This is a genomic window from Virgibacillus doumboii, assembly GCF_902806455.1.
GTDB classification, from domain to species: domain Bacteria; phylum Bacillota; class Bacilli; order Bacillales; family Amphibacillaceae; genus Lentibacillus; species Lentibacillus doumboii.
Genome location: NZ_CADCWQ010000003.1, coordinates 1 through 14,601, shown reverse-complemented (window position 1 = coordinate 14,601; position 14,601 = coordinate 1). Strand labels below are relative to the sequence as shown.

The following is a 14,601-nucleotide window of genomic DNA, read 5'->3' as shown; positions in this document are numbered from 1 at the left end:
AACGTTGTTGGGGGACTGACCCTTTTATAGTGAAATTGACCGATTTAAATGAATGAAGGAATTGGTTCATTATAACTATTTTTTTAACAGTTACATCCATGTGTTACCTTATATCCTTCCAATAACCTGTCACATCAATATGTAAGCCGCACAGTGGTGAGGGGTGACTTTCGACCCATTCCATGTATGATTTAAAAGAGATTGGGCGAATTCTTCTCGAATGGGGAGGAAATAAAGCATTATATTTACTATGTCCTATTCAATAAGATTGATGGACATATATCGTTACATATCCCATTTAATCATCTTTGACTGTTATTTTGCGAATGTTATTGTGAAAGGCATACGTTAATTTTAACTTAGCACACGGCATGTGCGAAAAAAAATGGAGGTGATTATCTATCCTTACAAGAAACGTAACCGCCGATAAAACGGACTCTTTAGAAAAATTCCGCGAGCCTGCTTTGGATGATGGGGCAGATGTATGGAAATTGATTAAAGAAACGGGAGTGCTTGATTTAAACTCCTCATACAGCTATCTGATGTGGTGTACTATCTTTAGCGATACATCTGTGGTGATCGAAGCCGATGATGAAATTGTTGGATTTATCTCTGGTTTTATCAAGCCTGCATCACCTGATAAATTATTTATTTGGCAAGTTGCTGTTGCGGATGACCAGCGGGGAAAAGGGTTGGCTTCTAAAATGCTTCATCATATATTGGAGCGGGACATTTGTGAAAATGTTCAATATGTAGAGGCAACTGTGTCGCCCTCAAATATCCCATCACGCAAGCTGTTCAGTGGTTTGGCACGAAGTTTGGACACAAAGATTGAAGTGTTTGATTGCTTTACTGCCAAGGATTTCCCTGAACAAGGACATGAAGATGAGTTAACGCATCAAATAGGACCCTTTTAAAAAAAGATAACGACAATTAGGAGGATAAATTTTAATGACTGTTTTAGAACAGGATTCAACAATGGCAGTTTTTGAAGAATTGGAATCACAGGTACGTAGCTACAGCCGTAGTTTTCCCACTATTTTTAAAAAATCAAAAGGTTACAAGGTTTGGAATATTGAAAACGAAGAATATATTGACTTTTTTGCCGGCGCTGGAACACTGAATTATGGACATAATAACGATAAAATGAAAGATAAATTGATTGAGTATATTAAAAGTGATGGAATTGCCCACAGTTTAGACATGGGCACCGTTGCACGCAAAGAGTTTTTGGAACAATTTAATGAAACCATTCTCAAACCAAGGGATATGGATTACAAGGTGATGTTTACCGGTCCGACTGGGGCAAATACGGTAGAAAGTGCTTTAAAACTTGCCCGTAAGAACACCGGTCGTGAAACGGTAATTGGCTTCACGAATGGCTTTCATGGGATGACCATTGGTGCGCTTTCTGTTACAGGGAATAAGAAGAACCGCAAAGGGGCAGGCATGTCATTGCCTAATACGGTTGCCATGCCTTTTGACAATTATATGGAAGGGTATGACACAACTGTTTATCTGGAGAAGTTATTAGAAGATGGGAGCAGTGGTGTGGACCTCCCCGCAGCAATCATGCTGGAGACAGTCCAAGGTGAAGGCGGCATAAACACCGCTAGTTTCGAATGGTTACAGAAAATTGATGCAATCTGTAAGCGTTGGGACATCATGCTCATTGTCGATGATGTTCAAGCAGGTAATGGAAGAACAGGAACATTTTTCAGCTTTGAGCCAGCGGGAATCAAGCCGGATATAATATGTCTATCCAAATCAATCGGCGGGTATGGTTTCCCAATGGCCATTACACTGATTAAGCCTGAACACGATACATGGAGTCCAGGTGAGCATAATGGCACATTCCGCGGTAATAATTTTGCCTTTATTGCGGCAGCTGAAGCACTGTCTTTTTGGAAAGATGATGATTTTAGCCAATCGATTCAAGAAAAGGGCGAATATGTCAGTGACAAATTGGCGGAACTGATCGCTAAATACCCGGATCTAAAAGGCGAGTTGCGCGGCCGGGGACTCATGAAGGGAGTTGCCTGGAAAGGTGAAGGTGTTTCCGAAAAGATATGTGAAGCCGCCTTTGAACGCGGACTCATTCTTGAAACATCCGGGGCAGATGATGAAGTAATGAAACTCCTTCCTCCGCTGATTATCGACAAGGAAGGCCTTGACAAAGGGCTATATATTATTGAGGAAAGCATTAAATATGTACTGAATACAGTTGTTGGGAGGCCTAGACATGCTAGTGAAATCACTTGAAGAAATAATTGGTTCAGAAGATGTAACATCAACAGAAAACTGGTCGAGCAGACGTCTGCTTTTAAACAAAGATAACATGGACTTTTCGCTTCATGACACGATAATCCGTGCGGGAACTGAAACGCATATCTGGTATAAAAACCACCTTGAGGCTGTGTATTGTATTGAAGGTGACGGCGAAATAGAAACAGTTGAAGATGGAAAGGTTTATCCTATCAAAGCCGGTACAGTATATGCGTTGGATCAACATGATGAACATTACTTACGTGGCGGGAAAGAAGATATGCGGATGATCTGCGTTTTTAACCCTCCATTAACCGGAAAAGAAACGCATGATAAAGATGGTGTCTATCCTTTACTGAAAAAGTGAGGCTACATATCCTCTTTTGCAGTTGAAGTGAAGGAAAGATCTGCAATTTTATGATGACCAATTGGCAGGGGACATCGTATCAACATTGGAACACGCCAAACGTATACGACATGCCCTCTCCTAGGAGGCTGGGACATAACGAATAAGTGTAACACAAAAGACGAACAATCCGCGAAACCAGCGGGAGGAAATATGCGTAGACTCCTGCGGGAAGAGAAGCCTAGGTGAGACTCTGAAGCGCAGTAGCGATTCGGAGGCTCAACAGCTGCCCGCGGCTAAGAAGACACTGCGAAAACGTACTTTTTGAGCAGATGTCGCCTTGGTACCCGGAGGTGTGAAAGCGAAGTATATTTCCGGAGCGAATTATATGCACCATTTTTCAGTCGGTTCGGATTTTTTGATAAAACACTTGTGTCCAAGGCTCCTCGCCAATTGGAACTGAAATTCACAGCTTGAAACAGCATGATCTCTTGAAAACGTAAAGGTGATCATATGCTGGATGCTAGAAGTATAACTGCAGAAAAAGGAGTTATATACAGTGGTCAATAAAGACTCATACAATAAAGTTTCAAAAAACATAGCCGTTGTAGGTGCAACAGGTGCCGTTGGGGAGGAAATTGTCCGCCTGTTGGAGAATTCATCTATAAAGATTGACAATCTGAGATTACTTGCATCTAAACGGTCCCAAGGTAAAAAGGTTACGTTCCGCAATACGGAGATAACGATTGAAGAGGCCGAACCAGGAAGTTTCCAGAACATTGATATTGCATTATTTTCTGCAGGTGGATCGATTTCACGAGAACTTGCCGAGGATGCAGTCAATAGTGGAGCGGTCGTTATTGATAATACAAGTGCATTTCGAATGGACAATAATGTTCCACTTGTTGTTCCTGAAGTCAACCATTCGGATTTGGAGAAGCATAGCGGAATCATTGCCAATCCAAATTGCTCGACGATACAGATAGTGACGGCATTAAACCCGCTCAAAGAACATTTTGGTTTAAGACGTGTTATTGTATCAACCTATCAAGCAGTCTCCGGGTCCGGGTTGCAAGCAAATGAGGAATTGATTAAACAGACGGAACAGTTTATGAACGGGGAAGAGATGACAAGTTCCATCCTTCCGGTCAAAAACGATGAAAAACATTATCCGATTGCTTTCAACGCCCTCCCGCAAATTGATGTATTCACAGATAATGGGTTTACCTTTGAGGAAATGAAAATGGTGAATGAGACGAAAAAGCTCCTCCATATGCCTGATTTAGCTGTATCTGCAACCTGTGTCCGCCTGCCTATTTTTCGTTCGCATGCGGAAAGCATCTATGTTGAGATTGAAAAGAAAAGTGTAACTGTTTCAGATGTCCAACAAATTTTAAACGATGAGCCCGGGATTGTTCTCGAGGATGATCCAGATAACCAGCTTTATCCCACGCCACTCGGCGCCGAGGGGAAAAATGATGTGTTTGCAGGGCGTATTCGTAAAGATTTAGATAATGATTGTGGATTTCATTTATGGGTTGTTTCCGATAATCTGCTGAAAGGAGCAGCATTAAACACTGTCCAAATAGCTGAAAAATTAGCAGGACAGCATTAAGGTCGATCTCCTTGAAATTTTCGTTATAAAAGCAATTGTAATAAAAAGTAGGAGGAAGGCATGGAAATTTTAGTACAAAAATTTGGTGGAACCTCTGTTAAAACTGCGGAAAGTCGTGAGCATGTCACAAATCATATTAAAGATGCCGTCGAGTCCGGTTACAAATTGGTTGTAGTCGTTTCTGCTCTGGGGAGAAAACCAGATCCTTATGCGACGGATACATTGCTCGATCTGGTTGACTATCCGGCTCATAACAATTCCGATCGGGAGCTGGACCTGTTGGTGTCCTGCGGTGAAACGATATCAGCTGTTCTGATGGCAAACGAGTTAAAGAAACACCATATTTCAGCAACAGCCTTGACCGGTGCAGAGGCGGGATTTATCACTGATGATAATTTTACCAAAGCGAAAATCAAACATATAGACACGAAGCGCATCACCCATGAATTCAGAACAAATGATGTACTTGTCGTGGCGGGATTCCAGGGCAGGACAGAGCAAGGAGACATAACAACCATCGGGCGCGGGGGGAGTGATACCTCTGCTGCTGCGCTGGGTGCAGCATTAAAAGCGGAACGAATCGAAATTTTCACCGATGTCAGTGGTATCATGACAGCAGATCCGCGTGTTGTTGATAACGCGCGCCCGCTTGAAGTTGTCACTTATAAGGAAATATGCAATTTAGCATACCAGGGAGCTAAAGTCGTGCATCCTTATGCGGTGGAAATCGCGATGCAGGATAAAATCCCAATGCGCGTCCGCTCTAACTATTCCACGGAAGCCGGCACGTTGATCACAGAAACGAAAGAAACAGAAAGAAATGGCCGGACCGCTCAATTGATGACAGGCATCGCCCATAAGTCGGAAGTCACACAAATCCAGATAGTCATCGAGGATGAAGCATCCCACCATCATTCACAAGTTTTAAAAGCGATGGAGGAAGCGAAGATACCCGTGGATTTCATCAACATTTCACCTGCGAAAGTTATTTATACGATTCCACATACATTGATGGATAAAGCGGTTCATATACTGGAGTCATTGGGGTACGAACCAAACATAACCAAGAACTGTGCCGCAGTGTCTGCTGTCGGGGCAGGAATGACAAACATTCCTGACGTTGCATCCAAAGTAAACGGTGCCCTTACAAGTTCCGATGTGCAGATTTTGCAATCAGCCGAAAGCCATCAAAACTTATGGGTATTGGTTCATGATAAAGATTTGGAAGTCGCAGTGAATACACTGCATCAGGTTTTTGGTCTGGATAGGGTTTAATGGACCGTGGGGACAGGAACTCTGGTCCACTCCACTTTTAGTAATTCCTTCCATTCCTATGCACAGGTTATGTAATGTTTTACGTGATTTTTACGTTCATTAAATACGTTAAGGCGGCCCAAGTAACCTGTCCTTTGGATCACATTGGGATGAAGGCACACGATTATTGTTTCTGATAACCATAAAAAATAATCCCTCATGCACTTTAGCAGGTCTGTGAGGGATTATTTCCTAAGCTACCTCCCCCTATTGTCGGGGTTCAGTCTATTGCGACCGTTCCATGTTTCTGCATGGCGATCTTTATTAGTTTATGCACTTCCAATGTTTCTATGTTCATTATACCATGAAATCAATGAGTGTACATATTTAACTATAAATTGAAAGTGGATTAAAAATAATTTGCTGATAAAACGCATTCAATTCTTTAATCGCCCCTCGTGAAGGTGATGGATTCTTTTTATTTTGTTTAGGGTATTTCTAAATGGTTTTTTTGACGGAATTGGGGATTTTGCAGTTTTTTCTTTACTTGTTTCCCCAGCTTTTCACTGCGTCGACCGTTGTATTATCGGTGATGGCAATATCTTTGTAGGGCATGTCTACGATTATATAATAATACATCCATTTCCATTGATTTTCGATCAGGTGAGTTTTTAAATGTTTCCAAAAGCCGGGATCATCGATTGAGAAATTGAACGTCTGGATCAGAGGGTAAGCGACAAATAAACCCCACCTAGTTTTTAGATGGGGGTTTCTAGTATGCTTTATTTAGATTTATTAGGAACGCGGCATTCTTGAGGGAGGGCTGCTGACCATGGCAGGTATTGAGCCAATTGCTCCTTATCCGTCGTATCCATATTGGGAAGTTCTTCAAACAAATAGCTGAGGTAGTTGAATGGATTTAATCCATTTTCCTTAGCTGTCTCCACAATACTGTAAATAATCGCACTGGATCTTGCTCCTTTTGCGGTATTACTGAAAAGCCAATTTTTCCTACCTAGCACAAAAGGCTTGATGGACCGCTCCGCACGGTTATTATCAATTTCCAGACGACCATCCTCTAAAAAGGCCTCCAAATGTTCCCATTGTTTACGACAATATTTGATTGCTTTGCCTAACGCACTTTTGGGTAGTACACGTGGTGTCTGTTCTTGAAGCCATGCCAAAAAAGCCTCCATTACAGGTTGGCTGCGTTCCAAACGCTGTTTATAGCGTTCTTTTGGACTTACGTCTTTTAATTTACGTTCAATTTCATAAAGTTGATTACAGAAAGCCAAGCCTTCTTTAGCTTTCACAGACGTAGTGGCTGCGGATTCAGGAAGTGCCTGAAGTGCTTCTGTAAATTTACGGCGTGCATGCGCCCAGCATCCAACCAAGGTAACATTGGTTAAGCCGTTGTAGCCAGGGTAACCGTCTACATGCAGATATCCCTTGAAACCTTCCAGGAATCGGCGGGGGTGTTTGCCAGCCCGGGTTTGTTGATAATCATACAAGACGATGGGAACATCGGTATGCCCGGAGCGATACAGCCACATATAGGATTTTGATGTTGCGGGCCGTTCCGGCTCGGATAAAACTTGTAATGTCGTCTCATCCGCGTGGGCCATGTCCAGTTCCAATAACCGGGCATGCATTTCTTTATAAATCAGCTCAAGCCAAGCATTGGCGCCGTACGCTATCCAATTAGCCAGAGTCTGACGTGGTATGGATATACCGAAGCGTTCCAAATGTTTCTCTTGCCGATACAGTGGCATCCCTTCCACATATTTTTGCGTCATGGTATAAGCCATTGCGGACGGGGAGGCCAAACTACCGGGAAAAACAGGCTCTGGCATTTTCGCTGTCACAATTGGTGTTTCAATTTCATAGCGTTCACAGTGGCGACAGCTGTACACGTGGCGCACGTGCTCCACAACTTTCACTTGTGCAGGAATAACCTTTAATTCTTTGCGCACTTCCTTGCTCATATCGTGCAATGCACCGCCGCAACACGAACAGAACTGTTCCTCATCGGATAAACAATATTCAATCGTTTCCGTAGGCAGGTTTTCAAGCTTTTGTTCGCGCTGTCCACGCTGTTTCTTGCGTTTATATGTAATCGTCTCAACAGTTGGTTCTTCAACTGTTGAATCAGCTGTGGTCTCTGCTTCATTGAAAAGCGAAAGCTGGTTCGAGTCGGTCTTCTCACTGGAAGATCCGAATCTGCGTTGTTGGCTCAAACGAAATTGTTCTTGGTACCATTTTAATTCCGCCTCCAACGCTTCATTTTCCATCTCAAGCTTTTCCGTACGCGCTTTAAAATATTCAATTGATTCGTTTGATGTATGCGCTGTATTTTCCATACGACAAGTATACGAAAAAGAATCCGACTTGCCTAGTCGAATTCCCATATTTCCATATTTCAAATTTTTATAGAATGGTACGTGCTTTGACTTCCCGGTGTGCCTGCTTTTGTTCAATGGATAAACCATCCAGTAGCCAACGAAGTTGGCGCGGGGTAATATTCATTGGCGCCGTCTCCTTTTCGGATGGCCAATGGAACGTGCCTCTTTCCAAACGCCGGTAATGCAACCAAAACCCATTATTCTCCCATTGCAGAATCTTTAGCTTATCGCGTTTTCGATTACAAAACACGAACAGGCTGGGGGAAAAGGGGTCAAGGTCAAAGCATTCTTTTACAATCACTGCCAACCCGTCAATGGATTTACGGAGATCCGTGCTGCCGCGAGCCAGATATACACGATCAAATTGAAAGTTCATCCGTTTTGGTTCTGCAAGATATGTATGACATCGGACAATAATTGGACATTTGCTCCCGGCCGCACTTCAACAGAAATGGTATCAACATGAATAAAGATGGGTCCCTGGTCTTCAGCGTAATCGTCCACTTGAACAGTAAGCCACTGCGTTTCCGTTGTCTCCGTTTCTGGAGAAATGACATCTCTTTCAAACCGTTGAACCCAATAATACATTTGGTGGACCTTAATTTCTTGGTCTCGACACCATTCAGCAATGCTTTGCCCGCTTTCTTTCCAGTCGTCATAGCGCGCTTTCCATTCTATTCTTTTGTCTTTCAGGGTCATTGCATAACCTCCCGAATTAATTTCTAAGAAGATTATCGCATGGTAACCCTGTGATTTAAACGTGTATTCTATTTGTCGCTTACTTTTAAATGTTTCCAAAAGCCGGGATCATCGATTGAGAAATTGAACGTCTGGATCAGAGGGATGGTTACTTTGGTTTGTTCGGAGTACCAATTACCGTCGGAGAGTTTTGTTATCTCTTCGTGGATTGCTTTTTTCTTGATTTCATCATGTCGGTTTTCTTTCCGTAAGCGGTCAATCAGCCGGTTCCTGATTGTGTAATTGAAGTATGCTGCCATGGGGCCTTGTCCGGATGATAGGTTTTGTATGCATTCCATAGTGCGACTAAACCTTCCTGAAAGTATTCCTTGTGCGGATCGCGGATGTTCATTTTTTGATTTGATAATGAATCCGCCGCTCGTTTTGCTGGAAGATTTCTTCAAAAGTTATTATATTGTCCATGGGTTTGCTCCTTTGTGAGGTATAACGAACGACATTCTCCTATTTACAGAAAGAAAAATCATCTCCAAATTGCCATAATACAGTACCATAATTAGTAACGTTGGATGTATCTTTTCCTTTTTGAGTATATTCTGAAAGCCTAGTATGCTTGTTTGATTATATCACTAATGGAACGGGAAATATGATTTTTGAAACAAGATATTCAAAATTTATCGGAAACATAACTTGCTGTTCCATTGAATACCTTTAAATTTGACCAAGACGGATAGCCCTTATCTTATTTGTCGAACATGCTGATTTAACATAGAAGATTCGAGTCATAAAGAAGGTATTCTTCATTTCTTCGGATAGAATCCTGGAAGATGTCTCCAGATTTCTTTTAACATTTTGTCTCTTCTTTTTTACTTAATAAGAAACCCAAAATTGTTTCATTCCTATTATCGTAGTGACTCAACTTTCTCTATAGGTAGACTTTTTTAATGAGAGAACTTCAGAAACACTTTCAAAATTATTAGGGTCATCTAAATAATTGAGTTGACCAATCATATTAAAGTGTTCATTCATATCTTTAAATCCATGGCCGGTTACTAAGCAAACAACGTTACAGTTAGAGTTAATAAGATCTTCATTTAACATTTTCTTTAGTGCAGCAAGTGGAGATGCCCCAGTAGGCTCAGTAAAAATTCCTTCAGTATGTGCGAGGGTTTTCATAGCCGCTTTAATTTCTAAATCATTGACTGAAATAGCAAAACCTTTACTTTTGCGCACAAGGCTTAATGTATAGGCCCCATCCTTTTCATATCCCTTTAATGGATCTGATATTCCCGAAGCAACTGTAGAAGGTTCTTCCCACGCAACTACATATTCAGTTCCTAATCTGTATGCTTTTACAATGGGAGAACATCCTTCAGCTTGTACAGCAACCAGTCTAGGAATAGTTCTATAGGGATGTCTGGACTGATTAATTATATCTAAATACCCTTGATATAAACCTTTCAAAAGTGGTCCGGATCCTACTGGTACTAATATGAAATCTGGTATTTTGCCATGAAGCTGCTCATTCAATTCATAGGAGATTGTTTTTAATGCATCAACCCCAAATGGGTTTATAAATGTAGTAGTAAGGTTAAAGTAACCAAAATTTTTTGACAGCATTTCAGCTAGTTTGTAAGAATTACTATAATTTCCTTCCACAAAAATTACTTTTGCCCCGTAGGAAGCAATTTGTGTCATCTTTTCACGTGGAGTAGATTTTGGGGCCAGCACAACTGCCTCTAAACCAGCCTTTGCTGCATATGCTGCAGTTGCTGCTCCAGCATTACCACTTGACGAACAAACTACTTTTTTATACCCAAGCTCTTTGGCTTTACTGATTGCAACGCTTATTAGCCTATCTTTAAAAGATCCAGTTGGATTCATTGTTTCATCTTTTATGAATATTTTTCCCTCAAAATCATCTAATTCACTTTTAATGTTCTTTCCTTTATGAATTGGAGTTCTTCCCTCTTGAAGAGATACGATGTTATCAGCATTATTAACTGATAGTCTATTACCGTATCTCCACATACTATCTTTTAACTCATTACCCACAGGGTGGTTATTATTTCTCTCAACTACTACTTCAAGAATCCCATCACATTCCTTACAAGAATATAACATTTTAGGTGTGTATATTTTCGAACATTGAACACATTTTAAATACATCTTATATTACCTCCCCAAATTTCTTAGTATAAAAAATTCTTTAAAACTAGCGTGGTCAACACCAACTAGGAAAAGTTCCTTGACAGACAGTTTGTAATAGTAAAACACCCCAGTGTCTAGTAAAGTGAAATTGATCAAAGTTTACTGATTAAACAGAAGAAGTAAAAATCAACATTTATGAAATTGGTGTGTAGAAACACTTGCAAAATACAGAAATTGCGAAATGAATTAGTTTGAACTTTGCCAAAAACATTTCATTTAATTTTTTGTATAATCTTTATAAATAGAAACTGGTTCCAAACGCTGGTAAGAAGGAAATTTGTGGTTACTCACATTTAAAGATGTAATTTACCGTTTTTGGATAATTTCACGTTTAACTTACATTTTTCATTGAGAACGTACACAAAAGAGAGATTTCCAAATTGACCAGAGATAACCATTTAAAATTGTTCATTAAAGATGATTGATCCTATAACCGGAACCAAGTAATTATGTGCTTTAATCTAGCCTCGCAAGAGATATGCCTTTACAAGGGATTCCGTGTGATGTGTAATCGCTGGATTGGGCCGATGTTGCATATTCATGCCGGTTGACTTTTCATTGTTAAGTTCAATAAAAGAGTAAAACTAACTGGATATTCAGCCAGATTGATAAACGGTTATAAACGTCGAAAAAAGGCGTTACAATTGGCACCGGAACAAAACCCTAGTATGATTTCATTTTGCTTGAAATCCGAAATTGAGTGCATCTTATGTCCGGATGGATTAATGGTCAATCCAATAGCTATTTATCTATGAACATACAGAACAAGGCCGTTATTGTCAAAAAGTTAAAGCAGTACTACCTAAAAATGGTAAGCACATCAGTATGGATGAGTTGTGCCGTTTAGCTTTGTTAATTAATGATAAAAAGTTTTTTTGTGCTAAATTTATACAGAACAAGAGAGAAATAATCCAATAAATAAAGACCCGATTTTCAGAAAGATAATTAAAACTTGCAAAATAATTCTGAATTTACACGGTTGACAAAAATTTCTAATATGGATATTTTATATTTAATCACCACTTTATACCGAATTTTGTAAGGTACCATTTTGCAGATACAGGAGATACAGCTGTGTGAATTACTAAGACTGTTGATCATTAAAATATTAGATTTGGTTGGCGAGATTGATAAAGGACTAAAAATAACTGAAATAAGTATGCGGTTAATATTAAATAAAAGAACAGACTACTTTTTGTTAAAGACTTCACAAAAATTCACTTCGTCAAACAAAATCTAGAAACAAGGAAATATAGCTTATGCATGTAGTTGTTTGAATAAGGAAACGACGCGATAAATTGTTTTATATGTTCCCGCTATTGGAAAATGTCATTTAACTGGGTTTTCACTTTAAAACAGGTCATACCGTTCACTTTACTAGAATAAAAGAGTGAAATAATAAGAAGGGTGTGAGTGTTTATATCATTATGTAGAAGGGATGCAAAAAACAGAAGTTATTATTCTATCCACTAGAAAATTTAATGTTAGGTTTTAGTAAAAGAGTACTGATTAATCATGAAGACAATTGAATGAATCTCAATTTGAAACAGTACGAAGCTATACTGAAAATGGAAGCGGAATGCGGTTTAAGCGTTTACTTTTACGAAGAGTATTTACCGTATATTAATGTTTATTGAAAATATGGATGCAAGTCTCATTCGAAATAACTACAAATCATTTAGTGAGGAATTACAAACAACATTTGGAGGCATTCAGCTCCTTCAAAAGGGAGAAAGGGCAAGCGGATAAATGATTCTTTACTAATACTGAACAGTGTTTATAAAATTACAAAACGGAAATGCTCTTTTTGACTAAATGCTACTAGTAAATTAAATGGTAACCATAAAATTTTTATATAAAAAGGAGAATCAGTACATGAAACTACTAACGTTTTTGCAGGATGGGAAAGAAATATTAGGAGTTAAAACGGACGAAGGCATTATTAATGTTACGATGGCAGCTTCTGCTCAATTAAGCAATGAGATTCCGATAGATGTCATGGAAGTCATTGCCGGAGGAGAGAAAGCTATATCAGCTATTTCTAATCTTATCAATCAACTAGGGTCAAAAAGTGACTATCTAGTAAAAGAAGATAATATAGAATGGGCTCCAGTTGTAACAAAACCTAGCAAAATTATTTGTGTGGGACTAAATTATCGTAAACATGCAGATGAAACGAATTCTCCATATCCGGAGTATCCGATTTTATTTAATAAGTTTAACAATACCCTTACTGGGAACCTGCAAGAAATCCCGATCCCCAAGGTTACAGAAAAGTTAGACTATGAAGTTGAACTTGGAATCGTGATTGGAAAAGAAGTAAAGGAAGTTACTGAAGATGAGGCATTGGATTTCGTATTTGGTTATGTTACAACCAATGACTTATCTGCGCGGGATTTACAATTTAAAACGTCTCAATGGTTACTTGGAAAGTCCTGTGATGGCTTTAGTCCAGTTGGCCCTTATTTAGTTACACACGATGAAGTTGGCGACCCACAAAAATTGAATTTAAAAACTGTCGTAAACGGAAAAGTACGCCAAGACTCTAGTACAGCAGATATGATCTTTTCCTGTAAAGAAATTATTAGCTTTATTTCTCAACATATGACCCTTGTACCTGGAGATATTATTTTAACCGGTATCCCAGAAGGTGTGATTATGGGAGATCTTGAAAATCAGCAAGTGTATTTACAACCAGGGGATGAGGTAACGGTCGAAGTTGAAAAACTAGGAACACTAAAAAACACCTTCGTGGTAGAACAGTAAATTAGTACCACACCACCCAATATATCGGTTCTTATTTGAAATTTAAGAGCAAAAAAGGTAAGTCAAGAATCTAGTGAATAAATGAGTCAATTCGAACTGTTTCTACAAATAGGAAGAACATATGACGGAATATGAGACGACAAATGGGTGGCCATAGGAAACGATGTGAGGAACGAGGACCCTTTTTACACCAACAACAATCGGTTCAATGCGATATGCCGATTGTTTATCAACCGAAATGGTATTGAAAAATACGGAAGCATTCGTTCAAGCGGTACTTGAAGTGTGAAATATAAACTAAAATGATTATCCTATTTAATAAATGAGGAGGAAAAACTACAATGAAAGCACTAGTTTATCAAGGTCCATGAGAAATGAATATGCAAGAGATAACCAAGCCAGTAATTCAAGAAAATGAAGTACAAGTAATTAATGGATTAGCTGTAACCCGATTGTGCATCTTATTTTTTTCACTCTACTTCCCACTTTGACTATCTCTCCAGAAAACTCATGCCCCATTACAAGCGGGGGGACTCGTAAAGAATTCTGCCCTAAATAACCACCTAATTCTGACCCACAAATTTCTGCTACATCTTCAATCCTGTTTTGGTGGAAAAGTCAATCGATAGAAACCAATAATTATAATGCAGCATTCGAGAAATCTCATCTCGATAGATGTTAGCCATAATTTTAATTTAGAAATAGGGGTATTAATAGTAATAATGGTTGTAAAAGTAAGGGAAGGTGAATGCTTTCCAGATGAAGTGTAATTGATGGAGAATGTGTATTTTGGATCGCCTATTGAAGAGAATACAGTCAAAAGATAGGAAACGAACATGTAGTTCAACTTGATGTAATACGACAATTTGAAAATTAACTTCAATAAAAGAAAACCAGAATTTGTCTTAATGGCTAGAACGTAAGCGTCAAATAAACCCCACCTACTAATGAGGATGGGGTTTTGTGTATACTTTATTTAGATTTATTAGGAACGCGGCATTCTTGAGGGAGTGTTGCTGACCATGGCAGGTATTGAGCCAATTGCT

General features: G+C 39.4%; 12 protein-coding genes. 6 read left to right on the top strand and 6 right to left on the bottom strand.

What is annotated here, in order from left to right:
• Positions 1–401 precede the first annotated feature (401 nt).
• The 5 genes from ectA to dapG all read left to right on the top strand — a co-directional run bounded on the left by ectA (position 402) and on the right by dapG (position 5,501).
• Positions 402–917: a diaminobutyrate acetyltransferase gene (ectA, locus tag G6R02_RS19755; protein WP_164671181.1), complete on the top strand. Its 516-nt coding sequence runs from the start codon at positions 402–404 to the stop codon at positions 915–917.
• A gap of 34 nt (positions 918–951) precedes the next feature.
• Positions 952–2,262 (top strand): diaminobutyrate--2-oxoglutarate transaminase, encoded by a 1,311-nt coding sequence (gene ectB, locus G6R02_RS19750; protein ID WP_164671158.1) that lies wholly within the window; start codon positions 952–954, stop codon positions 2,260–2,262.
• Entirely contained in the window at positions 2,243–2,632 is a 390-nt protein-coding gene (locus G6R02_RS19745; RefSeq protein ID WP_164671157.1) for an ectoine synthase, read from the top strand. The genes ectB and G6R02_RS19745 overlap by 20 nt, the downstream gene beginning before the upstream one ends.
• 538 nt (positions 2,633–3,170) lie before the next feature.
• Positions 3,171–4,226 (top strand): aspartate-semialdehyde dehydrogenase, encoded by a 1,056-nt coding sequence (gene asd / locus G6R02_RS19740; RefSeq protein ID WP_164671156.1) that lies wholly within the window; start codon positions 3,171–3,173, stop codon positions 4,224–4,226.
• A 60-nt stretch (positions 4,227–4,286) separates the two neighbouring features.
• On the top strand, positions 4,287–5,501 hold the full coding sequence (gene dapG / locus G6R02_RS19735; protein ID WP_164671155.1) for an aspartate kinase: 1,215 nt from the start codon (positions 4,287–4,289) through the stop codon (positions 5,499–5,501).
• 761 nt (positions 5,502–6,262) lie between these two features.
• On the opposite strand, the gene tnpC is transcribed toward dapG, so the two are convergent.
• The 5 genes from tnpC to thrC all read right to left on the bottom strand — a co-directional run bounded on the left by tnpC (position 6,263) and on the right by thrC (position 10,747).
• Entirely contained in the window at positions 6,263–7,840 is a 1,578-nt protein-coding gene (gene tnpC / locus G6R02_RS19730; protein ID WP_164670294.1) for an IS66 family transposase, read from the bottom strand.
• 67 nt (positions 7,841–7,907) lie between these two features.
• Positions 7,908–8,258, bottom strand: a complete 351-nt coding sequence (gene tnpB / locus G6R02_RS19725; RefSeq protein WP_164667671.1) for an IS66 family insertion sequence element accessory protein TnpB — start codon at positions 8,256–8,258, stop codon at positions 7,908–7,910.
• Positions 8,255–8,581, bottom strand: a complete 327-nt coding sequence (gene tnpA / locus G6R02_RS19720) for an IS66 family insertion sequence element accessory protein TnpA (RefSeq protein WP_164667672.1) — start codon at positions 8,579–8,581, stop codon at positions 8,255–8,257. The genes tnpB and tnpA overlap by 4 nt, the downstream gene beginning before the upstream one ends.
• Positions 8,582–8,649: 68 nt before the next feature.
• Positions 8,650–8,919: a hypothetical protein gene (locus tag G6R02_RS19990; protein WP_205520289.1), complete on the bottom strand. Its 270-nt coding sequence runs from the start codon at positions 8,917–8,919 to the stop codon at positions 8,650–8,652.
• Between the two features lie 574 nt (positions 8,920–9,493).
• Complete coding sequence (thrC, locus tag G6R02_RS19710) at positions 9,494–10,747, bottom strand: threonine synthase (protein ID WP_164671154.1); 1,254 nt, start codon at positions 10,745–10,747, stop codon at positions 9,494–9,496.
• Positions 10,748–12,664: 1,917 nt separating this feature from the next.
• On the opposite strand from thrC, the gene G6R02_RS19705 reads away from it, so the two are divergent.
• Positions 12,665–13,555 carry a fumarylacetoacetate hydrolase family protein gene (locus G6R02_RS19705; RefSeq protein WP_164671153.1) on the top strand — a complete coding sequence of 297 codons (891 nt, stop codon included), beginning with the start codon at positions 12,665–12,667 and terminating at the stop codon, positions 13,553–13,555.
• 429 nt (positions 13,556–13,984) lie between these two features.
• On the opposite strand, the gene G6R02_RS19985 is transcribed toward G6R02_RS19705, so the two are convergent.
• Complete coding sequence (locus tag G6R02_RS19985) at positions 13,985–14,137, bottom strand: alcohol dehydrogenase catalytic domain-containing protein (protein WP_246202688.1); 153 nt, start codon at positions 14,135–14,137, stop codon at positions 13,985–13,987.
• Positions 14,138–14,601: the final 464 nt, after the last annotated feature.

Excerpts from the sequence above, each read along its gene's own strand:
- ectB (WP_164671158.1), top strand. The coding sequence starts at position 952 with ATGACTGTTTTAGAACAGGATTCAACAATGGCAGTTTTTGAAGAATTG.
- G6R02_RS19745 (WP_164671157.1), top strand. The coding sequence starts at position 2,243 with ATGCTAGTGAAATCACTTGAAGAAATAATTGGTTCAGAAGATGTAACA.
- dapG (WP_164671155.1), top strand. The coding sequence starts at position 4,287 with ATGGAAATTTTAGTACAAAAATTTGGTGGAACCTCTGTTAAAACTGCG.
- tnpC (WP_164670294.1), bottom strand. The coding sequence starts at position 7,840 with ATGGAAAATACAGCGCATACATCAAACGAATCAATTGAATATTTTAAA.
- tnpB (WP_164667671.1), bottom strand. The coding sequence starts at position 8,258 with ATGAACTTTCAATTTGATCGTGTATATCTGGCTCGCGGCAGCACGGAT.
- tnpA (WP_164667672.1), bottom strand. The coding sequence starts at position 8,581 with ATGACCCTGAAAGACAAAAGAATAGAATGGAAAGCGCGCTATGACGAC.
- G6R02_RS19990 (WP_205520289.1), bottom strand. The coding sequence starts at position 8,919 with ATGGAATGCATACAAAACCTATCATCCGGACAAGGCCCCATGGCAGCA.
- thrC (WP_164671154.1), bottom strand. The coding sequence starts at position 10,747 with ATGTATTTAAAATGTGTTCAATGTTCGAAAATATACACACCTAAAATG.
- G6R02_RS19705 (WP_164671153.1), top strand. The coding sequence starts at position 12,665 with ATGAAACTACTAACGTTTTTGCAGGATGGGAAAGAAATATTAGGAGTT.